Raw genomic sequence first — 21,698 nt, 5'->3', positions numbered from 1 at the left:
TTCAATCTGACTTTAATCGACATTCTTACTCGTTGTCGCTTTATACAATTTATGATATGATATTCAAGAATTTTAAACAACGAGGTGAAAGTGTGCCTAATCAACAACAAAATCCTTTTCACATTGGACTAAGAACTTTCAAAACAGCTGTATCAGCTTTTATTTGTATTGTACTTTTTAAGGTACTCCATCGTGGTTCTCCAATGTTAGCTGTGTTATCGGCAGTATTTAGTTTAAGAACAGACCATAAACAAACTTGGAAGTTCGGAATTGCTCGTTTCTTCGGAAACATGTCTGGCGGGGTATTAGCCATTATCCTTCTTCAAGCATATCAACATTTTACTCTTCCAGATTACACAGACTTACTATTAGTTCCTATTGGAATTATTTTATTAATTTTATTTTGCAATCGATTCAATAAAACTGCTGTCATTAATTCGTCAGCGACTTTCTTAGTGATTTTTTATACGATTGAAGCAGCTGTGAATGTAGAATATGCGATTCAACGTGTCTTGGACACTTTAATTGGAGCAGTCATTGCCATGATTGTTAACCGACTATTGCCAAGTCCACATTTACAAGAAAAATAGAGCATCCCAAACGGAATGCTCTTTTTTGTTAACGATAATTTCTAAATTATTGATTCGACAAGTGTGTAAAAAATCCTGTAGCACCAAATAACGCAATTACAGCGATAAACACAACAAATCCACAAAAGAATGATCTTGAAAAGTTTCTACGATTGATATTTGAATCGTTAAAACTAAAAACAATCATCATAATAAATCCAATTAATGGAATACTGTAAAGAATGGAATATCCAAAATATTCCCACGCACCTAATGGTCTAAATTGTTCTGGGCCTTCATAATTTACTTTTGCCATATTGAATTCCTCCTTTTTCTATCCTCAAGGTTATTATCGATATTTTATAAAGTTTTCCCTTTATACATCTTTCACAAAACATAGAAGAAACAACTAGAATCAGGGTAAAATTGTAATGATTAAATAGCTACTCTTTTTTACCTTCATATACTTTATATCCATCCGAAGATAGTTGAGCTCTTAATCCTTCTAAATCTTTAGTTCCCCAATGATCTGAAATTTTAGAAGCTGTGTCTATATCTAAATTACCATCTTTTAATAGATATGCTGAGTAACCGTAGTATTTATATTTCACAGATTTATTATCCTTACTATCAGTTTTTGTTACTTTATAAATAGTAACTAAAGAAATACTTCCTTTGTCGTAATTATTGACATTGATTCTCATATAACTTCCTTGAGATTCTATTGTATAAGTATCATAAGAATCATTTTTATGTTCTGATTTAACATAATCGTCATTTTTCTTGATTAAATCTTCAAAATTCTTGATGTCTTTTAATTCTTTTAATCCAGAAACTGTAATATCTACATTTTTGTTATCAATAATTTTTCCACTTTCTTTTAAAGTTTTAATATAACTGTCATTTACGGTTAAAGTGATTTTATCCCCATTTTTTAAATTAGAATAACTATTGCTTGTATTTAATTGGAAATAATTTTTAATACTATTCCCAAATGAAACTGTACCATATCCATTAAATCCAGAGAAAGTGACAGTCACTTCTTTTAACAAGTTTTCTGCAGAAACTTTTTCATATTCTTTTAAATTTTGAACTTTAAAAGCTTTCTTTTCTGCTTTAATTGGAGAATTTTTTGAACTAGTTGTAATTGTAAATGTAACTTCTTCTCCATTTTTTAGATTATTCGTTTTATTAAATTCATAATGGATAGTTTTAAGCATAGATTCAGCTTTCATTAATTTTAATGATAATTTTCTATCTTGTGCAAGCATAGAATAAGCTACAGGATCATCTTTCGTTAATGCCTTAGCTTGATCTTTATCAAGTCCCACTTTTTTATAAACTGCTTCTTCTACTAAAGATGCAATATCTTCACTATTATACGATAAATTACCAGATTCATCATATCCGGTGAAATCAACTTTAACTTCATTTATGATACTTTTTGGAAGTGAATTATAATAACTGTATCCGAAATATGCTACAAGGGCCACTGCAAGAATTACTAAAGCTCCAATTACTTCTTTTTTCTTTTTTTGAAATATCTTTTGTACTTTTTGTAACAATTGATTCCCATCAAATGAAGCAGTAGATTCAAAAGTTGTATCTGTATCCTTTTCTTTTTCTTCCATTACTACTTCTTCATTCACAATATTGTTCTCTGATTCCGTCATAAAAAATCCTCTTTTCCATTTTTATTATAAATATCAATCAAATAAAGCCTTTACATAAAAAGATTAAATACGATATTACGAATAATTACTGCTTAAGATTTCCTCCTTAAAACTATAAGCAAGCTAATTATACAATATTTACTTTAAATAGCAATAAGTTCGATAAAATTATAACAAATCAATCGCATTCAACTGAAACACTTTTTATAGAACATGATTCTTAAAATATTTCAAGTTTGAAAAACGCTGTTAGTTAACTATCAAACTTTAAGTCCTAAAATTTAAATATTCCTTCCCCACATTCATTGTTTGTTAATTGAACCCGTAAAACAAAAAAGGCACCCCATACGGAGTGCCGTCAATAAATAGTCGAACGGAGTCGCACCGTCATCCTTCTTGGACAACCGCCCTATTTATCTTAAACAATAATGCCTTAGTAAATCACATATTCACGTTTTCTTTGGAAATATAACTTCGCATCTGCTTTTGGTGTGATTTTTGCTGAGAAAACTTCTTCTTTCTTATTCAAATCAAATACTCGAAGTGCATTTTGACCTTGATCGAGTCCTACATAAACTAATGTATCCTTATTTAAAACTTCTTCTGAAGAATATGGATCACGTTGTAGTGTTCCAATTTTTTCTAAAGATAAGTCCGCTGTAGCACGATACACGGTTTCTAACTCTGCTTGACGGTCTTTCGTTGCAACATATTCCGGACGTTCAACCGCATGGTCTCTTCCTGATTTTCTACCACTTACTCTTGGATGAGTTGTTTCTACTGCATAAATTTGAGAACCTGAAATGTAGAAGTTTGCTGCATTATTTAGTGAACTAATATCCAACTTACGGAATGCATTTGTAAATAAATCATATTGATAATACTCTTCTTCTGATTTTTCAGAAGATTTTCCCCCTTCTTTTGTAGGAAGTACATTAAACACAATTGTTTCTGGATTATAAGAACGATTCCCAAATGCTGCATTGAAGATTAAACCATCTTTTTCAAGTGTTAATTCTCCCACATCTTTCACAGTACCTTCTTCAAAGGAAACAACAAACTTCACGAATTTTCTTTCACTCGATTTTCTTTCTACAAAAGGAATAATGACTCCTAATTCTTTTCCCTTACGTTGGAAGATTGGTTCTTCTCCCCAGCCAAATGATGAATCTAAATGAATTGGAATTTGTTTTTCAATGATTCGTTTATTTTCATTCGAGTACATCGCATAATTAAATGTAAAGTCTCCAGTATTACTAAAATATGAAGCCCAATGAATATCATAAAATAGTGAAGAATTGTCTAATTGTAATACATGTCTATGACTGACAAGCAATGAACGTTCTAAAAGAGGAATACGACTTAATATCGCTTGTTCTCTCGCTTGCCCATTCCAAGTTCCTAATGTTTGGAATAGTTTTTCCACTTTCCCATCAACAATGGATGATGTCGAAACACTATTACTGATTTTTCCTGCTCCTTCTTTTCCGACTTCAAAAACTGTCCCTTTTAAATATTGATTGGCTTCTGCTGAAGATTCTATGGTGTAAGGAGCATCCGACATTGACGTCCAAACCATATTCCCAATTCCTAAAACTAGAAATCCAACAATAATTACGAGTAATCCCCATGCAAATTTAATTGATTTCATATGCTCACCCCCATTAAACACTGACTTTACGTTCTAATAAATAATAATCAACTAACCAATGAATGCCCATAAATACGACTGCATACAAGATTGTCATAAAATATTGTTCCGTTTGAGTAAGAGATAAATGCAGCATCAATTGCATATAACTTGCTAAAATACCACAGCAAATAACAAAGTAAACGACTAAAGACACCACCATCAAAGCCCAACCATACGCTTTCAATCCTTCTTCTAAAATGGCTAATTGGAAGAAGAAAACAATGACAACCATTAAAAATGCCATACACCATGCATAAGCAGTTCCATTTAACGGTAATAAATATTGTAACATTGAACCCGAATTCAAGAAGTCCGTGTAATGAATATGGTCTGCTAAAACTGGAAATCTCCAAAGCAATAGCGCCTTATTCACTCCAAGAATGATAAATTGTGTTATTTGAAGTACTAAAATGTAAGATAAAATCGTTAAGAATTTTGCAAAATACACTTGCATTCGATTACCAGGTAAAATGAATAATCGATTAATAAAATTCCCCTTACTACGAAATTCTTTGACCCAAATATAAACAGAGGCAATGATAATAATGATAAATGCTGCCATCAGCGCTAAATTCATTCCCAATCTTGATTGCACTAAATCCGTCACACTTCTTGTATCTTCGACATTTATATTTTTAGGATCTATTCTTAAAATGCGCATCAGATGAACTAATACTTGAATGACAAAAAACACAATCGTTAGAAATCCTAACATAAATTTACTTTTTCCCAACTCATACAACCATAAATTAAAAATCTTTTTCATGATTGATACACCTCCCTCATCACATCTACAATGGATTTACCTTCTTCTTCACGCACTTGTTCTGCGTAAAATTCTTTAATTACTTTTCCTTCATCTAATAAAATGGCTTTATCAACAATATATTCAATATCTTCGATTTCATGAGACGTTAAAACAACTCCAATTCCTTCTAATAAATCTGAAGTAAATAATTGTACAATTTGTTCTCTTGAAAAAATATCAATTCCGGAAAATGGTTCATCCATTAATACAAAATCAACATCTAGGGATAAGCCTAATAACAGGTTAACTTTTGCAACATTTCCTTTTGATAATTGTTGAATCACTTCATTCCCTTTGAATTTGAAGAAATGTAATAATTTTTTAGCTTTCTCATCATTCCAATTCGGATAAAAAGTTCTCATAAAAGCCATCGCTTCAAAAATCGTTTCGCCTTTATTGACGACAATTTGATCACAAATGTACGCTAACTTCTTCGAGCGATCTCCTTTGATCACCTGTCCATCAATACTTACTTCCCCTTTTTGGATTGGAATTAACCCCATCATCATATTCATAATCGTTGTTTTCCCAATCCCATTCACTCCGATTAATACGGTAATTTCTCCACGTTCTGCTGTGAAAGAAATTCCATTTAGCACGGATTTGTTGCCAAATTTCTTATGTAAATGTTTTACTTCTAACATGCTACTCTCCCTCTCTTCTCTTCATCGCTTGTTCCAACTGTTCCATGATTTCCTCGTTTGAAACATGTAATGGATAAATCGAATCCGCAAAAATTTGTATTGCTTCTTGTAACATTTCTTGCTTTAATTGCCCAATTAATTCGGGATTATCTGTCACTCGACTCATGACATTATTTCCTGTTGAAATCAACCCCATCTCCTCCATTTCTCGAAATGCCCTTTGAACAGTATTCGGATTGACTTGAATTTGGCTAGCAAATTCTCTTCGACTCGGCAATTCACTTCCTAATTCCCATTCACCCGATACAATTTGCCTTTTTACATAGTCAATAATCTGTTCATATACCGGCAATCGTTTATCAAACTGAATCATAACATTTCATCCCCTCCTTGTACTGTTGTGTTAATGCATTAATACACTTTGCTTCTTGACTGTATTATACTCTTGATACACTCATTTCGTCAATCATTTTTTGAAAATATTTTTATAAAATCCGAAAAATTCTTTTGATGGCTATTTTTTGTGATAGATTCGTCGATTGGATAGCGATTTTGACAATAAAAAAACTTTAGACAGGAAATTCCCATCTAAAGTTTTCACTAGGCATTATCCACGTAGTTGACCGTTTTGCCCTAAGTTTTCATGTTTGATTTCTTGAATAATAATATGAATATGTTCTGTAGGAGCACCCGTATTTTTCGAAACAACTTCTGTTACTTCTTTGACAAGTGCTTCTTTTTGTTCACGTGTACGTCCTTTTAACATTTCAATATGAATAAATGGCATGGCTATCCCTCCTTATTGTAAGAATAGTATACGCCTATACTCGATATTTCTCAATGATCTGTTGCATGGTTTTATTACGAAACAGCACATATAAAATCACAGTATTCAACGGTAAACTGATGATATTTTTCAAAATTCGAAGTCCCATAAAGGCTGAAAAAGCTTTTTGCGTCATCATATAAATCCAAAGCGAATTCAATCCTAAATTAATCACAACTGTAATGATTAATACCGTCACAAAAATACGTGGAAGTGTTAATTCTTTACGATACAGGCAATAGCCATAAATTAATCCACCTAAAACGGCTGTTAAAGTAAATCCAGGGAAAAAGGTACTCGCTTCCCCTCTTAGGAAATTTCCTAAAATATCTACAAAAAATCCTACAACAGCTGCTCGATAAGGGCCTAAAATCACCCCAGCAAGTGCCGCTCCGATAAATCCGAATCCAATTTGTACGAGATTCCCCATTTTAATCGATGGAATCATCTCAATAATTAAACGCATGGCAATCATCAATGCGGTTACCGTTAATGTTTTTGTTAATTGTGTTTGTTTGTTCATATTAGCATCTCCTTTTAACTGTCATAAAGAGCTGCTCCATTTAATAAATGGTCTGTCATTAAATGCAGCGAATGCGAATACACTACCGCAAAGAGTTCCCTTTTTCGTCCAATCGGCAACATCCCATCCGTTTGGCACTTAACGCAATGTATTCTACTCTGATTTGTAGTGGTTCATCTCTTAAATTGACGAAACCTTTTCCATGCACTCCTTTCTACCTGAAAATAGCATACCTGTTTTTATGACTGCCGTCAACGAAACTGATACTTCCTTCCATTCAAACTTCTACAATCGATCATTTTTTCTAAAGGGAATTGCTGAAAAATACGCTTTCAAGTATAATATAAGTATCAGACAAGGGAGAGTGCACTATGAGTAATGAACGTTATTTAGTGATCGAATCCAATATGAGAAGCTTATCCTTTCATTTAGAATCGATTACAAAATCAAAATATGATAGCGATTGGCATAGTACCTTACATTCGCATCCTTTTATGGAATTATTTTATGTATTAGATGGAAAGGGAGAATTTTTAATTGAAAATCGACGTTTTCCTGTAAAAGCACAAGATTTCGTCATTATTAATCCTCAAGTAGAACATACAGAAGTTTCTTCTCCAGATTCTCCACTAGAATATATCGTTCTAGGAATTACAGGATTATCCTTCTCCAACTTTTTTAATACTCAAACAAATATTGAACAACCTTTTTCATTTTTCAACTTACGGGATGAACAAAAGGATATTTTAGTATATTTAAATGCCATGGTTACCGAAGCCACTAATCATTCCATGAGTTATGAATTAGTTTGTCATAATTTATTAGAAATATTACTGATTAAAATTCTTCGAAATAAATCTTTTGAAATTGATGTAAGCCCGATTAATAAAACAACCAAAGATATTAGTCTCATCAAACATTATTTAAAAACACATTATCGAGAACAAATCTCTTTACAAGATTTAGCTAATTTAACACACTTAAGCCGATTTTATATTTCTCATAGTTTTAAAAATGAAATGGGACAAACGCCAATGGAATATTTAACCGATATCCGAATTGAAGAAAGTAAAGTACTACTTTCTACAACAAACTACTCGATGTCACAAATTGCATCCATTGTTGGATTTTCAACTCAAGCTTATTTTTCAAAACAATTTAAACAAAAACTCGGTATGACACCACTCGCATACCGAAAAATACAATTAGAATAAGGCGCACCAATGATACGACAACCAAACCCAGAAGAAAGAACACAAATAATTCCGCTCATCCAAACGATTATGGAAGATATGGAATTACCGATTTTGAAAGAAGTTTCTCCTAGCACTCTTCATGCAATGCTAAAAGAAGCTATGCTACAAGAAAACTTTCGCTACAGCTTAATCAATACACTCGTTTATATCGAAGACGGAAGCGTTGCAGGAGCCGTCTTTGGCTACCATGGACATCTCGAACCACAAATTGATGATCCATTTTATCAATTATACGAAGCCTACAATATTCCTTCTTCCATTCGTCTCTATGAAGATTCTGAAACACAAGCTGGAGAATGGTATATTGATATTCTCTCTGTGCATGAAAATCACCGAAGAAAAGGAATTGGGATAAAATTACTACAAGCCGTTGAAGACTTAGCCAAGCAACAAGGAGCTAGTGTCATTGCTCTCAATTGCGAAGAGATGAATGACAAAGCATATCAGCTCTATCAAAAACTAGGCTATACTGCGACTAGTACAAAGAATTTAAGCGGACATTCTTATTATCATATGACAAAAAAACTTGAGTGACTCACATCACTCAAGTTTTTTTAATATTTCTTTTATTGCACACTCGCTTGACGTAAGTTCACTGTACGTCCAAATGGCAATACTTCAAAGCCTTTTACATTTTCAGCTAATAAATAACTTTGAGAAGCTTGGTAAATTGGAGCTACAACTGCATCATTCATAATGATTTTTTCTGCAGCAAGCATTTGATTCCAACGGTTTTCTGGTTGAGTGGCATAAGTAGATTTCACAGTATCTACTGCTTTATCATATTCAGGATTAGAGTATTTCCCAAAGTTAATACCGCCACCTGTAATATATTGCTCTAAGAAGTTCAATGGATCTTGATAATCTGGAGCCCAAGTTCCGTAAAAAATATCATAGTCGCTTGCACGTTGTAATTCTAAGCGATTTTTCAATGGAACAGGTTGTAATTTAAATGTTACACCTGGTAAGTTCTTTTGAATTTGCGCTTGTAAATATTCCCCTACAAGTTTTGAAGTTCCTGTATCAGAAGTTAATAAAGTAACCGTTACTTCACTAACACCTAATTCTTTTTTCGCTAATTCCCATTCTTTTTGAGCTTCTTGTACATCAAACTTCAAGAAATCGCCTGATTCATCTACAAAATCTTTTCCAGTGACTTCATTTGTTGCAAAACTTTTTGGAATTAATCCTGTTGAAGGGATTGAACCATCTTTTAAGACATTATTTGTTAATGCTTGTTTGTCATAAGCCATCGCAATGGCACGACGGAAGTGTTGATTTGCTGTTGTTGGTTTCAATGTATTAAAATTCATATATCCCATTGTTGCTTTTGGTTGCGCATGGAATGTTGGTTGAGATTTATATTGATCCACAAATTGGTCACTAATCGTTGTATATTGAACTTGTTTTGAATCAAATAATTGAACAGAAGTTGCTACTTCTTTCGATACATTCACTGTTACTTCGTTTAAAGCAACATTACTTGCATCCCAATAATCAGCATTTTTCACTAATTTCCAAGTTAATTCTGAACCTGTCCATCCTTCTAATTTGAATGGTCCATTTACGACTACATTCGAAACATTTGAACCATATTGGTCCCCTAATTTTTGAGCCACTGCTTCAGATTGTGGTAAGAAACGTGAACCCGTTAATAATTTTGGTAAATATGGAGCTGGATTTTCAAGTGTAATTTCTAATGTTTTATCATCAAGAGCCTTAACTCCTAATTCTTCCACTGGTAATTCTCCACTACGAATTTTTTTCGCATTTTTAAACACATCCGCTGATTGCGCTACATGTCCTTCTTGTGGATTCACTAATTTACGATAAGTAAATACAAAATCTTGTGCTTTTACAGCAGATCCATCTGACCATTTTGCATCACGTAATGTGAAAGTATAGACTAAACCATCTTCACTCACTTTAGGTTCTTGCGCAGCCATTCCTAATTCAACTTTATTGTTTGCTGCTACACGATATAATCCTTCAAAAATTTGTCCCATCATATCTGAGCTTGGAACATCATCATAATCTGCACTATCTAATGTTGTTAATTCGCCAAAGGTTGTCATTGTTAAGCGATTCGCAGCATTCGTAGAACTTGATGAATTGCTGCCACAAGCAGCCAAACCTACCGCCACTAATAAACTGGTCATTAACATTTTGGTTGTTTTTTTCATAACAATTCTCCTTTTCATTTCATTCATCGTTTTCACGATAGAGTTATAGTAACAGATTTTATCCGATTTCCCAATTATTCTGCTCAAAATTTTGAAAATTTTCAGAAAATAAAAAAGGCTGCCTCTAAAGGCAACCCTGATTAATATTATTCATGATAAATACTTTTTGTTTTATTTAAGAATGAGTACGCTAATCCAACGATTACTCCACCACCAATAGTGTTCCCAACGAAAACGACAATCCAGTGACGAATTAAGTTGAACCAGTTCATAAAGTCTAAAGTTGAAGATACAGGTGCAAATTTAACAATTGAGAATGAAGCAAAGTTTGCTACCACGTGTTCTTCTCCTAAGAATACAAACATGAAAATTGCTGAAATAATAATCCACATTTTAGCAGCTTCATCTTTAATTAATAAGAATGCTAAAGTTGCTACATTTACAAAGATATTCGCTAAAATACCTTCTAATAAAATTTGACCATTTCCTCTTAATGCCTTTAATTGAACTAATCCAACAATAAAGTTCTGTGCATCAATCGAATGGAATGACCAGCTATACGCAAACGCTGCTCCGATAAGCATTGCTCCGATTAAGTTGAAGAATCCACAATACAATAGAATGGCTACAGCTTTTCCTAATCGAATATTTTTTTGATAAACCCCTGCTGTTAAATACATCATATTAGATGTTGCTAGTTCAGAATTTAGGAACACAATATAAACTAATCCCCAAGTAAAAATAAATGCAAAGAAAAATCTGCTTAATGCTGGACTTAATCCTGCAATTACTTGTGCTGCTGCCGCTCCTGCTGCTGTACTCATTGTTAGAAAAGCCCCGGCAAACATTGAACGTACTGCATAACGCGCTTTACTTTCATCAAATAATGCCTCTTTTTTCTGACAAGCCTTTTCTACTTTCTCTGAAAATTCATAACCTTGTGCCATATAGGTCATTTCCTCCTTTTAATTATTATTCCCTATTAGAATGAAACAATCTGAGTATATCACTTTTTTCACAATGTGAGAAGATAAGATTTTATATTTTATTCTACCTTCTAAGAAACACAAGTGAAAATGTCCCACTTAAGGTTTCAATCTAGGAACTAATTTTTTCAGTACATTTTAACTTGCGCTTGACAGTTACGTTTTCATATTTTTTACCCGTCTTCTATGGAAAATCACTTTACATTCTGACAAGCTTTCGCTATGATGGTATAGGTTTAAATAAACACCATAGGAGGATTTTATGAAAAAATTATTAGCATTAGCCTTATTAACATTATCTTTAGGAGCATGCGCACAACCAGCAGCCCCTGCAAAACAAACATCTCAAGAAACAACAACTACTGTAAAAGTAGAACAAACGATTACAGTAAATGTTAAAAAAGATGGAGAACCAATTTCAGGTAGCCCATTTACCTTAACATTTAAAGATGGCGATAAATTATTAACCGTTATGAAAGAACAAATGCAAATTGTTGAAAAAGACGGATTCGTATCTGCAATTAACGGTATCGAACAAGAACCTGCTAACCAAAAATATTGGTTATTCGATGTTAACGGAGAAATGAGCCCAGTCGGAGCGAACCAAGTTAACTTAAAACAAGGTGACGTGATCGATTGGAAATTAGAAGCATTTAAACAATAATGAAAAATACAGCTATTTTTTCCATTAGAAAAATCACACTGATCGCATTACTATCAACACTAGCCTACATTGGTAGACTCCTATTTGCCTGGATTCCAAATGTTCAACCGGTGACGGTGATTCTATTAATCATTACCCTTGAAATGGGATTAGTAGAAGGAATTTTGACTGCCAGTTTATCTATGATACTGTCGAATATCTTTTTAGGCATGGGACCTTGGACCTTGTATCAAATTGCTAGTTTTGCGATTGTCATTCTTGTATTTTCTTGTTTGAAACCTTTGTGGAGACAAACTTGGAAACAACCCTTATTGAAATTAGCCTTTTTTACAATAATGGCTGGTTTGACGGGATATTTATACGGATTGGTCATTTCAATCTTTTCTGTATATTTTTATCATATCCCTAAATTTTGGGTATATTACTTACAAGGATTGCCGTTTGATACGTTACATGCTTTTGGAAATATTGGCTTTTGGATTATTTTATCTCCATTATTACCACGTATTATTCGTAAGTATCAACATAAATTTCAATAAACCAAAAAGGAGATTGATGACGTTCAATCTCCTTTTTCTATTCCTAAATAGAAATACTATGGTTAAACCATTAGAAATATTTCATAATGGATGTCATCCAATTCGACTTCGCAGGAAGTAGACGTAAGACATCCAGTTCTTGATTTTCCTTCGACACATCATAAAACAAAATATAATCATCTTTCACCTGATAACGAATGCTTGTTTCAACATTCAAACGATAGGATAAACTAACTCCAATCATTGGACTTTCAGCTAAATCATCATAAATTAAACGATCTAACTCGACTACAAATTTTCTTATGTTTTCAGTATAAGTTCCTAACTTTTCTTTGTAAAAAATAGCTTCATCTATATCTCTTAATACTTGGCGAGCAACATTCACTTTATAACTCATGATCAAATACCCAGATTTCTTCTAAACTCATCTCGTGTTACATTTTTTTCATTTTTTAAAGATTGATAACCTTTTTGAAGCTCTTCAAATAATATAAGTTTCGCTTGTATTTCTCGCCATTCATTAATAGCGACCACAGCATATTTTGCTACACCATTCTTTGTTAAAATAACTGGGGAGCCCTCTACAACATCACTCAACGATTGATTATAAAATCTCATATCTGATACAGGAATAATATTTTCCATAACCTTACCTCTTTAATTAAATTTTTAATTAATCTCATTATATCACAAGAGCTAATTGTATTCTATGTAGACGCTGAAGAAATCTTATCAATCAAAGTCACCAAAGCTACGGTTGGTACGCTTCAATTCTTCTATCTCTTTCTATTTATTGATCATATGCTCATTTTCTTATCAATATAAAAAACTAAAATCTCCGTGACTCACAGAAACTTTAGTTCTTCGATTTTTAATCTATTTATTTTTATCACTTATCTTTTCGAGCATTAATAGTTCTTGTTCAACAGTTTCGCAACAACTACATCGTCTCTTTTTCCGATAATCTTTATGTCGTCTTAGTGTAAATTCATCTGGAACGGGATCTTGCCCTCCTAAAATAAATGGATGACATCTTAGAATTCTTCCAATCCCCATCGTTACGCCTTTGATAACGCCATGCTTTTCAATTGCTTGAATCATATACGTTGAACAAGTTGGTCGATAAATACAAGTTGGTGGAAATAATGGAGAAATCCACTTTTGATATCCTCGAACCAATCCAATCATTATTTTCTTCACTAAAACACCTCTACCCTTGAATCCATTTAAAGAGAACTTGTACTCCTTCTGCTGCAATCAATGTATAAACATATAGTGTGACAGGCTTTGCCACTAAACAAATTGCTACGAATTTTTTAAATGTCATCTTCCCTAATCCTACTACCATACATAAGAAATCATCAGGGAACCCCGGCAGCACTAATGCCCAGAAGAAGAAACGTTCGAATTTCTTTCCATCGTTTAAATAGCTAATATATTTATCATAAGTTTCTTGAGAAACAAATGCTTGAACAACTGCCTCTCCATACCGTCTTGCTAGCCAAAAATTAATCATTGAACCAATCATAATGCCAATAAAATTATAAATAAACCCATATAAAGGCCCGAATACAAGATGCCCTACTACACAAGTTAAGCCACCTGGAATAATCGGATAAACGACTTGTACAATTTGAATGAAGATAAAGAATAGAACTCCATACATTCCCCAATTGCCGACCAACTGCTGGAATGCTCCTCCAACTTCAAAATAATGATGTTTGGCAATGATGTATCCTAAATAAATCGTAAGGATAATCCCTGCTATCGTTAATAATTGAATAATTTTTCGATTTAATGCAATGGCACTTTGTTTATTCATAATTTCCTCCAGTAATCTTTTTCCGTGTGAATCATTTGATAAGACTACTTTAACAAATCAAATATGAAAAATCCTTGACTTTTTCTAACAAAAACGGTGATAATCTTACATTACTGTCACAATGATTCCATCCAAGGTTTTTGAATGGAAACATGATTCATTAATTCTTCTTGTCGTTTCAATTGTTCTAATCGAGCTAAACGTCGATCTTCATAGCCACTACAAATGAATTTCTCTTCTGCAGTTTCCGGTTCAATTGCTGGAACTGCAAAATCCGTTTCCCCTTCACGGGGCATTGCAACAAATGTCCAAAAACTAGTTGCTGCTAAATAACGTTCACCTGTTAAAACATCTTCCCCTACCACTTTACAAAAGACTTCCATACTTTTCTTTCCAACTCCAGAAATATAAGTTTCCACACACACAGAATGTCCTAATGGTAATGGTTTTAAATAATTCATCGCATCAACGGAAGCTGTCACTGCTAAACGACGACAATGACGAGATACGGTAATCGATGCACAGTCATCAATAATTCGTGTTAAATTTCCTCCAAATAATGTTTGATGCATATTCACATCAAATGGAAAAATTCTTCTAGATTGAATCGCACGTGTTTGTGCGCAAGTTTTGATTGTTGTGTTCATAATAACTCCTCTAACATTCGATAACGCTATTGTACCATTCCTTTTCTTCTTTTCAAAAAGTATGGCTTTGAGATAATAGTTCCTTTTTTTATTTCTCACCACTCTACAAAATTAGAATAAAAATTATTCGGACATTTTTACTTGTGTTTAATTGGGACATAATCACTTGTGTTTGACATGGGACATAATCACTTGGATTGGCGAAGTTTGCAATTCGTTTTGTTTTTGGTATAATGAAGATGCAAAAAGAGCCGAGCGCCAACTCGACTCTAATGTAGCCCGTTAAAAAGACGGTGGCTTGTTAAAAAGTGTTATAATAACACCGCTAACTCTCCAAAGTTAGAGCGGTGTTATTTTTTTGTCACTAATTCTATTAGTTTGACAACAAGCGATATCAATGCAACTAATAAAGATGCAAAAGAACACACTAATGGTTCTGTTCCACTTGGACGAACAAGCACACGTCCATTTCCTGCCATTTCAACTTCTACTGTGTCGATAATTTCTTTAATCGCTGGAACTTCCACTGCACCATTTTTATTTACTGCCGTTCGCTCCGAATTTAATTCATTCTATGATACTCTCCATGAAAAAAACAAAATCTTTAAATCCCCCTTACCATTTGATCTATTATCTTAACAACCTCTATCGTATCCTTAAATTTCAGTTCTGTTATATAAGGATTATCTTTTAAATAAATTCCCCATAATTGCTCTAAATAAGGATCCTCTTCGATATCTTTTATGATTTCATCTGCCTCTTGTATCAAAGATATACTACCTCTTTTTTCTGCTGTTGATAAAATAGCCTGTTTAAGACTGAAACTATCAATTTCCTCTTTTCTTAAACCATACAAAGTATACAAATCGTAAAAATCTCTCATTCTTGTTGTCGATATATTTCTTTTTATAATACTCTCATATTTTTCTGCAAGTATTGTTTCAATAGGATATGCAAGGACGTTGATTCCTACTTCTTTAAACATACACGGATATACATATTCTATTTCTTTTGGGGTAATAACGTCCCCTGTTGTAATATCAATTTTCATTGTATTTCTTATTTTCCCAAAAACTGCTATCAAATGTACCCTAAAGTTTTCATACTTATCCTCATCACGAATGTTAGTAATATCCATAAGTTTAAACTCTATTCCATCACTAACTTCTATACTTAAGATTTCTAACATAATATTCTTGATAACTTCTTTCTTTAAGGGAAATCCTTTCACAGTTGTATCCAAATCCATAGTCGTCCTATTATCTATGCCAATCATTGATGAAATAAGCAATCCTCCCTTAATAACAAAATTCCATTTATATCGAGAGTTAGATAATCTTTCTAAAAATCTTTCAAAGAAAAACATTTGCAAAACTTCCTGTGAACTTAATTGTTTGCTTTTAGCGATATGTTTTACTTTCCCTTTTAAACTCTCAGAACTAATCATGTACTAACACCTCCATATATTTTCTTATTTCCTCTTCAATACCTAATATTCTGCTATATTTAATAAGATTTCTAATATTTTTTTCTTTACAACTAAAATATCGAATTATTGCATCTATGAATATTTGTTTATCAATACGTTTTCTTTCTGAAACAATATCACAAATCGTTCTTTCCCTATCATAGCATTTTACTTCATTTCCCAAGGCTGTTTTAACAGTTATAATACCAATATCAAACTTCTCTTTTTTAATATAATGGACTTCCAAATGATTGATCCATTTTTTTATATGCCTAACATTATAACCTTGAGGGACGCTGATATGAAATGAATTTGGAGTTCTATCACTAAGTTCTAATAAAAACAAAGCTGTGTGAAATGAGAATACAACTTTTTCATTATTACAAGAGATTCGTATAAACTCATCCTCTAAATCATCTTTTTTCTTATATACTCCATTTTTTACTCGTTCAAGTTTCTTTTTATGGACCAATTCAGCAAGCTTATGCCTCTTAACCCCTAATTTTTCGGCTTCTTTATTTGTAATCACTCCGTTTTCTTTAAAATATTCATCCAAAATATTCATCATATAGAACACCTCCTTCTTTTACATTTGCACTTTTATTTTATAATATTAAAGAGTATTTGTAAAAGTTTTCTACTTTCTTAATTCCCCACACAAAAAAGAGAGCAACTCTCGTTACTCTCCCTTGATCAAACATAACTTCTTAGTCTAAACCAATTTCTTGACGAACGACATCTGCGATACGTGTTACATAATCATGACATAATTCATCTGTTGGTGCTTCTACCATGACACGTACTAATGGTTCTGTTCCACTTGGACGAACAAGCACACGACCATTTCCTGCCATTTCAGCTTCCACTGTGTCGATAATTTCTTTAATCGCTGGAACTTTCATTGCACCATTTTTATCGCTCACTCGAATATTCACTAATTCTTGCGGATAAGTTGGCACTTCGCTAGCTAATTCGCTTAATTTCTTACCAGTTTGTTTCATAACATTCATTAATTGAATTCCTGATAATAATCCATCACCTGTTGTATTTAAATCTAAGAATACAATATGTCCTGATTGTTCTCCACCGAAGTTATAGCCATTTTTACGCATTTCTTCTACAACATAGCGATCTCCTACAGCTGTTTGAAGAGCAACCATTCCTTCTTCTTCAACTGCTTTATGGAATCCTAAGTTACTCATGACTGTTGACACAATAGTATCTTGGTTCAATTGTCCTACACTGCGTAAATATTTTCCACAGATGAACATAATTTTATCTCCATCCACGATTTCTCCGTTTTCATCAACCGCAATACAACGGTCTCCATCTCCATCGAAACTTAAGCCTAAATCTGCGCCGTTTTCTTTTGCAAATGCTGCTAAAGCTTCTGGATGTGTTGAACCTACTCCATCATTAATGTTCACACCATTTGGTTTATTCCCCATTGTGTAAAATTCTGTTTCTAAATCTGCGAATAAACGATTTAATACTGCTGAAGTTGCTCCGTTTGCACCATCTAATGCTACTTTCATATCTGTTAGTGGACCATCAATCGTTTGTTGTAAAAATTGACTATACTTCATAGTTCCTTCTAAATAAACATCCACTGTTCCTAATTCATCTGTTGAAGGACGTGGTAATGTATCTTCTGGACTATCTAATAAAGCTTCAATTTCTGCTTCTGTTTCATCAGATAATTTAAAACCATCTGATCCAAAGAATTTAATTCCGTTATCTTGTGCTGGATTGTGAGATGCAGAAATCATGACACCCGCCACTGCTCCTTGCACTCGTGTTAAATAAGAAACTCCTGGTGTTGGAATAACTCCTAATTGCATGACTTCAATCCCTACAGATAATAATCCAGCAATTAACGCATGTTCTAATAATTGTCCTGAAATACGAGTATCTCTTCCGACTAACACACGTGGATGTTTATCTCCACCTGCTTGTTGTAATAAGACATAGCCACCAAAACGTCCTAATTTAAATGCTAATTCTGGTGTTAATTCTGCATTTGCTACTCCTCTTACACCATCTGTTCCAAAATATTTGCCCATATTCAATCTCCTTTAAAATTCTATCATTTTTTATTGTCTTGTTGTTTGTGTTGTCTGTGTGGTTTCTGTTGTTTGTGTTGTCGTAGGTGTGACTACAACTTCTACAGATATGTTCTCTGGATTGACACTATCGACTCCTGTTGGTAGCGTTAATTTTACTACTTGTGTCGTTGTTTTTGTGATTTGACTGACATCAATTACTACAGGAATGGCTGTCAATCGATCTAATATTTCTTGAGCTCCTAAAATTGTAACCTCTTTGATATCGGATTTCAACTGATAGGTATATTGGGTTCCTACACTACCAGTAGTTGTTAATACTAAAGGTACTTTCTTACTATTGGTTGTAATTGGAATTCTCACTTGTACATGATCAGGTTCTACTTTAACAGCTAAAGGTTTTCCTGTTGCATCTATTGCTTGTGCAACAACTGAAGCTGTAAAATCTGCCTTTGTACTTTCCGGAACTGTAACAGTTGCTAACACATTTTCAACTTGATTCACAAGTGATTCTGGACCAGAAATGGTTACTCTAGCAGGATTTACCATAGCTTGTCCATTTTTATAAGCTCCTGGTAAACTTCCACGATTAACATTTACTGAAACCGGTAATTCAATCGTTGCCTTCTTCTCTATTACAATTTCCACTGTTTCCGGAGAAACTGTCCCTTTTACTCCTGGGGGTAATCCTGTTACTTGTAGTAATATCGTATGTTTTCCAGAACCTAATTCATTTAAATTAGGAGTTTTAACACGATACGAACCATTCCCTACAACTGTTAACAAGGAACTACTCGAACCTTCAATTCTTAGAGTAACCGATTCTGGTAAACCCGTCACCGTATATAATTGACTATCCATATCTACATATACTGGCACATTTCCAATCGTATTAGAAGTAGTTTGAATAGATACCGAAGATGATTGTCGATTCGGACTTAAATCACTTGCATATACAAACAATGCCATTGTTAAAATAAAAGATAGAAATACTAAAAATGATTTCTTCGTCATCCATTTACTAATCATTCATACGACCTCCTCTAAAGAAATCGATAATCATTGTTAAAATGGTTGAATCCTTTTGAGAAGTTTCTGTTGCAATTAAATGTTCACTTAAAACTTCAACAAACTGATCTGGAGTTAACTCCCGTAATAATTTTTCACGTAAAGCCACACTAACTTTCCCTGTTTCTTCTGAAATTACAATAATCAACGCATCCGTTACTTCACTTAAACCGATAGCAGCACGGTGTCTTGTCCCTAATTCTTTTGGAATAAATTTACTTTCAGATAATGGTAAATAACAAGCTGCTGCTTCCACTTCATGACCACGAATAATCACCGCACCATCATGAAGAGGTGTATTCGGAATAAAAATTTGCGTCATTAATTGATTTGAAATTCGTGATTGTAACGCAATTCCTGTATTAATATACTCTTCTAAAGAATTCGATTGTTCAATACAAATTAAAGCTCCAATTCTTCGTTTTGCCATATATTGTACAGAAATATTTAACTCTTCAATCATTCTTTGAGCTTGATTCGTTCCCGAAGATTTTCTAGAGAAAAAGTTCGAACGTCCAATATGTTCTAAACCTCTTCGAATTTCTGGTTGAAAGACAATAATCGCCCCAACAACTCCCCATTGAATTACCAAATTCATAATCCAATCCAAAGTGATTAACCCAAACATATAACTAATAAATTTTACTCCAGCAATTACTGCTAATCCTTTCATTAGTTGAACCGCTCTTGTACCTTTAACAATGAGTAATAGATTATATAATAAGTACCAAACAATGACAATATCTACAACATTACGAATACTGCTCCAGGCACCTAGACTACTCCAATTAAATTGCATCACTCAACCCCCATTTCTATATCCTCTTTAGTTTATACCTTTTCTGAAAACATTACAACTGACGTCATCCATTCGTCTGATATTTTACCTTTTCATAATTTTTTGACAAAAAATCTTCCTACATGCTACACTACACACAACTAATGAAGGGAGGATTTATTATGCAAAAAAGTTATTTTGATGGTGGAATGTTAACCTATATTCTAAGTTATATCATTTCATTTTTTATTATTACACTTACCTTTGGACTAGGAACTCCTTGGGCAATCTGCATCATGTATAAATGGGAAATTGAACACACCGTGATTGAAGGTCGCCGACTTGGATTTGATGGTACTGCTCTTGAATTATTTGGGAATTGGATTAAATGGTTTTTCTTATGTATTATTACATTTGGAATCTACGGTTTTTGGATTCGTATTAAAGTACTAGAATGGAAAACTAAACATACGTATTTCTTAGATTAAAGTAAAAACCACTCCGCTATACGTTACGGAGTGGTTTTGCTATTAAGCATTCTTTTCTTTTTGCTGAACTCGTTTAGCGATATACGCTGTTAAGATTGGTGTTAAAATAGCCGTTACAATAACAGAAGCTGTAATTTGAGTTGTAGCAGTTGCTTCAATGGCTTTGAATGAAGCATCTACTGCAGAAAGTGCCGCTGGTGTTGCAATGGCACTTGCAGCTGTACTAGAAATCGCAGCACCGGCAACTCCATTTCCTCCAGATAATTTATCTGCAGCAATCGCTGCAACCCCACCAATTAAGGTTGTAATTACTCCTAGTAAAATACCAGGCAATCCACCTTCAAGAATTTGTCCAAAGTTCATATTTGCCCCTAAACAAAATCCTACAACAATTATAATTGCTGTAATCCCATTTGAAAGAACTTTCTTCATATAAGGAAGAGCATTTCCTAAAATAATCCCAATAACTAGTGGCAAAATCGTTCCAATCAAGTTCCAAATAGAAATGTTTGCAAGCCCTGCTGTACTTAATACCGCCATTGTTACCATTGGGCCAACACTTAAAGTAGTAATTCCAACCGCACCAGCATCAATTTCATCACCGTAAACTTCGACAATTCCAGCATACATGGCATTATTCGCTACTGAAATTGCCCCAATCACCGCTACTGCACTCAATCCTAAGAAATTATCATTGAACACTTTCGCTACTAATAAACCTAGAATAATTGATACAATAATTTTTGCGATAATAATGGACGCCCCACGAACAACAGCCTTTGGTGTATTTTTAAGGGAAATCGTTCCCCCAATGACAAATAAGAACGCCCCAACTAACGGTCCTGCACCTTTTACAATCGGAGTGGTAAAACCACCAATTTGCAAGATTTGAGGAATAAATGTATTAATAAAACATCCAATAAACATTGGAACAATAATAGTATCCCCAGGAATTTTAATCTTTTTCATTGCATTCACATACCTTTTTAAAAATTTTACT

At 33.4% G+C, this 21,698-nt stretch carries 27 protein-coding genes, 1 pseudogene and 1 riboswitch; of the genes and pseudogenes, 6 read left to right on the top strand and 22 right to left on the bottom strand.

Features of this window, described 5'->3' with window-relative positions:
* Positions 1–92 precede the first annotated feature (92 nt).
* Positions 93–590: an aromatic acid exporter family protein gene (locus RWM24_RS05310; RefSeq protein WP_314112280.1), complete on the top strand. Its 498-nt coding sequence runs from the start codon at positions 93–95 to the stop codon at positions 588–590.
* Positions 591–636: 46 nt separating this feature from the next.
* Here the strand turns inward: RWM24_RS05310 and RWM24_RS05305 are convergent, their stop codons facing one another.
* From RWM24_RS05305 to RWM24_RS05270, 8 genes are all read right to left on the bottom strand, one after another.
* Positions 637–885, bottom strand: coding sequence for a hypothetical protein (locus RWM24_RS05305; protein WP_314112279.1), 249 nt, complete (start codon positions 883–885; stop codon positions 637–639).
* A 127-nt stretch (positions 886–1,012) separates the two neighbouring features.
* Entirely contained in the window at positions 1,013–2,242 is a 1,230-nt protein-coding gene (locus RWM24_RS05300; protein WP_314112277.1) for a hypothetical protein, read from the bottom strand.
* A gap of 433 nt (positions 2,243–2,675) precedes the next feature.
* Positions 2,676–3,893: a hypothetical protein gene (locus tag RWM24_RS05295; protein ID WP_314112275.1), complete on the bottom strand. Its 1,218-nt coding sequence runs from the start codon at positions 3,891–3,893 to the stop codon at positions 2,676–2,678.
* Between the two features lie 13 nt (positions 3,894–3,906).
* Positions 3,907–4,701 carry an ABC transporter permease gene (locus RWM24_RS05290; RefSeq protein WP_314112273.1) on the bottom strand — a complete coding sequence of 265 codons (795 nt, stop codon included), beginning with the start codon at positions 4,699–4,701 and terminating at the stop codon, positions 3,907–3,909.
* On the bottom strand, positions 4,698–5,387 hold the full coding sequence (locus tag RWM24_RS05285; protein ID WP_314112271.1) for an ABC transporter ATP-binding protein: 690 nt from the start codon (positions 5,385–5,387) through the stop codon (positions 4,698–4,700). Before RWM24_RS05285 ends, RWM24_RS05290 begins: the two co-directional genes overlap by 4 nt.
* A gap of 1 nt (position 5,388) precedes the next feature.
* Positions 5,389–5,760, bottom strand: a complete 372-nt coding sequence (locus tag RWM24_RS05280) for a GntR family transcriptional regulator (protein ID WP_314112269.1) — start codon at positions 5,758–5,760, stop codon at positions 5,389–5,391.
* A 234-nt stretch (positions 5,761–5,994) separates the two neighbouring features.
* Positions 5,995–6,174: a 2-hydroxymuconate tautomerase gene (locus tag RWM24_RS05275; RefSeq protein WP_314112267.1), complete on the bottom strand. Its 180-nt coding sequence runs from the start codon at positions 6,172–6,174 to the stop codon at positions 5,995–5,997.
* A gap of 34 nt (positions 6,175–6,208) precedes the next feature.
* Positions 6,209–6,736 (bottom strand): folate family ECF transporter S component, encoded by a 528-nt coding sequence (locus RWM24_RS05270; protein WP_314112265.1) that lies wholly within the window; start codon positions 6,734–6,736, stop codon positions 6,209–6,211.
* Between the two features lie 63 nt (positions 6,737–6,799).
* Positions 6,800–6,899: riboswitch (THF riboswitch) on the bottom strand.
* 208 nt (positions 6,900–7,107) lie between these two features.
* On the opposite strand from RWM24_RS05270, the gene RWM24_RS05265 reads away from it, so the two are divergent.
* Both RWM24_RS05265 and RWM24_RS05260 read left to right on the top strand, forming a co-directional pair.
* Positions 7,108–7,950 carry an AraC family transcriptional regulator gene (locus RWM24_RS05265; protein WP_314112263.1) on the top strand — a complete coding sequence of 281 codons (843 nt, stop codon included), beginning with the start codon at positions 7,108–7,110 and terminating at the stop codon, positions 7,948–7,950.
* A 9-nt stretch (positions 7,951–7,959) separates the two neighbouring features.
* Entirely contained in the window at positions 7,960–8,526 is a 567-nt protein-coding gene (locus tag RWM24_RS05260; protein ID WP_314112261.1) for a GNAT family N-acetyltransferase, read from the top strand.
* Between the two features lie 32 nt (positions 8,527–8,558).
* Here RWM24_RS05260 and RWM24_RS05255 read toward each other — a convergent pair whose 3' ends face one another.
* Both RWM24_RS05255 and RWM24_RS05250 read right to left on the bottom strand, forming a co-directional pair.
* The gene (locus RWM24_RS05255; protein WP_314112259.1) at positions 8,559–10,175 is read right to left on the bottom strand and encodes a peptide ABC transporter substrate-binding protein; all 1,617 of its coding nucleotides are present in this window, start codon (positions 10,173–10,175) and stop codon (positions 8,559–8,561) included.
* A gap of 146 nt (positions 10,176–10,321) precedes the next feature.
* Positions 10,322–11,122, bottom strand: a complete 801-nt coding sequence (locus tag RWM24_RS05250; RefSeq protein WP_314112257.1) for a formate/nitrite transporter family protein — start codon at positions 11,120–11,122, stop codon at positions 10,322–10,324.
* A gap of 301 nt (positions 11,123–11,423) precedes the next feature.
* On the opposite strand from RWM24_RS05250, the gene RWM24_RS05245 reads away from it, so the two are divergent.
* Positions 11,424–11,825: a DUF4430 domain-containing protein gene (locus tag RWM24_RS05245; RefSeq protein ID WP_314112255.1), complete on the top strand. Its 402-nt coding sequence runs from the start codon at positions 11,424–11,426 to the stop codon at positions 11,823–11,825.
* Positions 11,825–12,364: an ECF transporter S component gene (locus tag RWM24_RS05240; protein ID WP_314112253.1), complete on the top strand. Its 540-nt coding sequence runs from the start codon at positions 11,825–11,827 to the stop codon at positions 12,362–12,364. The genes RWM24_RS05245 and RWM24_RS05240 overlap by 1 nt, the downstream gene beginning before the upstream one ends.
* A gap of 70 nt (positions 12,365–12,434) precedes the next feature.
* On the opposite strand, the gene RWM24_RS05235 is transcribed toward RWM24_RS05240, so the two are convergent.
* The 11 genes and pseudogenes from RWM24_RS05235 to cdaA form a co-directional block, all read right to left on the bottom strand.
* On the bottom strand, positions 12,435–12,761 hold the full coding sequence (locus RWM24_RS05235) for a type II toxin-antitoxin system RelE/ParE family toxin (protein WP_314112252.1): 327 nt from the start codon (positions 12,759–12,761) through the stop codon (positions 12,435–12,437).
* 2 nt (positions 12,762–12,763) lie between these two features.
* On the bottom strand, positions 12,764–13,009 hold the full coding sequence (locus RWM24_RS05230; protein ID WP_314112250.1) for a prevent-host-death protein: 246 nt from the start codon (positions 13,007–13,009) through the stop codon (positions 12,764–12,766).
* Between the two features lie 231 nt (positions 13,010–13,240).
* Complete coding sequence (yidD, locus tag RWM24_RS05225; protein WP_314112248.1) at positions 13,241–13,564, bottom strand: membrane protein insertion efficiency factor YidD; 324 nt, start codon at positions 13,562–13,564, stop codon at positions 13,241–13,243.
* Between the two features lie 10 nt (positions 13,565–13,574).
* The gene (locus RWM24_RS05220; RefSeq protein ID WP_314112246.1) at positions 13,575–14,186 is read right to left on the bottom strand and encodes a VTT domain-containing protein; all 612 of its coding nucleotides are present in this window, start codon (positions 14,184–14,186) and stop codon (positions 13,575–13,577) included.
* A 116-nt stretch (positions 14,187–14,302) separates the two neighbouring features.
* Positions 14,303–14,833 carry an acyl-CoA thioesterase gene (locus tag RWM24_RS05215; RefSeq protein ID WP_314112244.1) on the bottom strand — a complete coding sequence of 177 codons (531 nt, stop codon included), beginning with the start codon at positions 14,831–14,833 and terminating at the stop codon, positions 14,303–14,305.
* Positions 14,834–15,258: 425 nt separating this feature from the next.
* A pseudogene (locus tag RWM24_RS05210) lies at positions 15,259–15,390 on the bottom strand (hypothetical protein); the annotation flags it as partial.
* 47 nt (positions 15,391–15,437) lie between these two features.
* Positions 15,438–16,280: a nucleotidyl transferase AbiEii/AbiGii toxin family protein gene (locus tag RWM24_RS05205; protein ID WP_314112242.1), complete on the bottom strand. Its 843-nt coding sequence runs from the start codon at positions 16,278–16,280 to the stop codon at positions 15,438–15,440.
* Entirely contained in the window at positions 16,273–16,869 is a 597-nt protein-coding gene (locus tag RWM24_RS05200) for a type IV toxin-antitoxin system AbiEi family antitoxin domain-containing protein (RefSeq protein ID WP_314112240.1), read from the bottom strand. The genes RWM24_RS05205 and RWM24_RS05200 overlap by 8 nt, the downstream gene beginning before the upstream one ends.
* Positions 16,870–17,008: 139 nt before the next feature.
* On the bottom strand, positions 17,009–18,364 hold the full coding sequence (gene glmM, locus RWM24_RS05195) for a phosphoglucosamine mutase (protein ID WP_314112238.1): 1,356 nt from the start codon (positions 18,362–18,364) through the stop codon (positions 17,009–17,011).
* A gap of 30 nt (positions 18,365–18,394) precedes the next feature.
* Positions 18,395–19,393 carry a CdaR family protein gene (locus RWM24_RS05190; RefSeq protein ID WP_314112236.1) on the bottom strand — a complete coding sequence of 333 codons (999 nt, stop codon included), beginning with the start codon at positions 19,391–19,393 and terminating at the stop codon, positions 18,395–18,397.
* Complete coding sequence (cdaA, locus tag RWM24_RS05185; RefSeq protein WP_314112234.1) at positions 19,386–20,231, bottom strand: diadenylate cyclase CdaA; 846 nt, start codon at positions 20,229–20,231, stop codon at positions 19,386–19,388. The genes RWM24_RS05190 and cdaA overlap by 8 nt, the downstream gene beginning before the upstream one ends.
* 161 nt (positions 20,232–20,392) lie before the next feature.
* Here cdaA and RWM24_RS05180 point away from each other — a divergent pair, with 161 nt between their 5' ends.
* Complete coding sequence (locus RWM24_RS05180; protein ID WP_314112232.1) at positions 20,393–20,698, top strand: hypothetical protein; 306 nt, start codon at positions 20,393–20,395, stop codon at positions 20,696–20,698.
* 42 nt (positions 20,699–20,740) lie between these two features.
* On the opposite strand, the gene RWM24_RS05175 is transcribed toward RWM24_RS05180, so the two are convergent.
* Positions 20,741–21,667, bottom strand: coding sequence for a 2-keto-3-deoxygluconate permease (locus RWM24_RS05175; protein ID WP_314112230.1), 927 nt, complete (start codon positions 21,665–21,667; stop codon positions 20,741–20,743).
* Positions 21,668–21,698: the final 31 nt, after the last annotated feature.

The sequence above is a fragment of the uncultured Granulicatella sp. genome, from assembly GCF_963516875.1.
In the GTDB taxonomy this organism is placed as follows: Bacteria; Bacillota; Bacilli; order Lactobacillales; family Aerococcaceae; genus Granulicatella.
This window is presented reverse-complemented; position numbering and strand designations above follow the sequence as displayed.

What these genes read in the sequence shown, in the direction of transcription:
- RWM24_RS05260 (WP_314112261.1), top strand. Translation starts at nt 7,960, where the DNA reads ATGATACGACAACCAAACCCAGAAGAAAGAACACAAATAATTCCGCTC.
- RWM24_RS05230 (WP_314112250.1), bottom strand. Translation starts at nt 13,009, where the DNA reads ATGGAAAATATTATTCCTGTATCAGATATGAGATTTTATAATCAATCG.
- cdaA (WP_314112234.1), bottom strand. Translation starts at nt 20,231, where the DNA reads ATGCAATTTAATTGGAGTAGTCTAGGTGCCTGGAGCAGTATTCGTAAT.
- RWM24_RS05250 (WP_314112257.1), bottom strand. Translation starts at nt 11,122, where the DNA reads ATGGCACAAGGTTATGAATTTTCAGAGAAAGTAGAAAAGGCTTGTCAG.
- RWM24_RS05240 (WP_314112253.1), top strand. Translation starts at nt 11,825, where the DNA reads ATGAAAAATACAGCTATTTTTTCCATTAGAAAAATCACACTGATCGCA.
- RWM24_RS05280 (WP_314112269.1), bottom strand. Translation starts at nt 5,760, where the DNA reads ATGATTCAGTTTGATAAACGATTGCCGGTATATGAACAGATTATTGAC.
- RWM24_RS05270 (WP_314112265.1), bottom strand. Translation starts at nt 6,736, where the DNA reads ATGAACAAACAAACACAATTAACAAAAACATTAACGGTAACCGCATTG.
- RWM24_RS05275 (WP_314112267.1), bottom strand. Translation starts at nt 6,174, where the DNA reads ATGCCATTTATTCATATTGAAATGTTAAAAGGACGTACACGTGAACAA.
- RWM24_RS05290 (WP_314112273.1), bottom strand. Translation starts at nt 4,701, where the DNA reads ATGAAAAAGATTTTTAATTTATGGTTGTATGAGTTGGGAAAAAGTAAA.
- RWM24_RS05215 (WP_314112244.1), bottom strand. Translation starts at nt 14,833, where the DNA reads ATGAACACAACAATCAAAACTTGCGCACAAACACGTGCGATTCAATCT.
- RWM24_RS05235 (WP_314112252.1), bottom strand. Translation starts at nt 12,761, where the DNA reads ATGAGTTATAAAGTGAATGTTGCTCGCCAAGTATTAAGAGATATAGAT.
- RWM24_RS05295 (WP_314112275.1), bottom strand. Translation starts at nt 3,893, where the DNA reads ATGAAATCAATTAAATTTGCATGGGGATTACTCGTAATTATTGTTGGA.
- RWM24_RS05220 (WP_314112246.1), bottom strand. Translation starts at nt 14,186, where the DNA reads ATGAATAAACAAAGTGCCATTGCATTAAATCGAAAAATTATTCAATTA.
- RWM24_RS05285 (WP_314112271.1), bottom strand. Translation starts at nt 5,387, where the DNA reads ATGTTAGAAGTAAAACATTTACATAAGAAATTTGGCAACAAATCCGTG.
- RWM24_RS05245 (WP_314112255.1), top strand. Translation starts at nt 11,424, where the DNA reads ATGAAAAAATTATTAGCATTAGCCTTATTAACATTATCTTTAGGAGCA.
- RWM24_RS05200 (WP_314112240.1), bottom strand. Translation starts at nt 16,869, where the DNA reads ATGATGAATATTTTGGATGAATATTTTAAAGAAAACGGAGTGATTACA.
- RWM24_RS05175 (WP_314112230.1), bottom strand. Translation starts at nt 21,667, where the DNA reads ATGAAAAAGATTAAAATTCCTGGGGATACTATTATTGTTCCAATGTTT.
- RWM24_RS05190 (WP_314112236.1), bottom strand. Translation starts at nt 19,393, where the DNA reads ATGATTAGTAAATGGATGACGAAGAAATCATTTTTAGTATTTCTATCT.
- glmM (WP_314112238.1), bottom strand. Translation starts at nt 18,364, where the DNA reads ATGGGCAAATATTTTGGAACAGATGGTGTAAGAGGAGTAGCAAATGCA.
- RWM24_RS05265 (WP_314112263.1), top strand. Translation starts at nt 7,108, where the DNA reads ATGAGTAATGAACGTTATTTAGTGATCGAATCCAATATGAGAAGCTTA.
- RWM24_RS05255 (WP_314112259.1), bottom strand. Translation starts at nt 10,175, where the DNA reads ATGAAAAAAACAACCAAAATGTTAATGACCAGTTTATTAGTGGCGGTA.
- RWM24_RS05305 (WP_314112279.1), bottom strand. Translation starts at nt 885, where the DNA reads ATGGCAAAAGTAAATTATGAAGGCCCAGAACAATTTAGACCATTAGGT.
- RWM24_RS05180 (WP_314112232.1), top strand. Translation starts at nt 20,393, where the DNA reads ATGCAAAAAAGTTATTTTGATGGTGGAATGTTAACCTATATTCTAAGT.
- RWM24_RS05300 (WP_314112277.1), bottom strand. Translation starts at nt 2,242, where the DNA reads ATGACGGAATCAGAGAACAATATTGTGAATGAAGAAGTAGTAATGGAA.
- RWM24_RS05205 (WP_314112242.1), bottom strand. Translation starts at nt 16,280, where the DNA reads ATGATTAGTTCTGAGAGTTTAAAAGGGAAAGTAAAACATATCGCTAAA.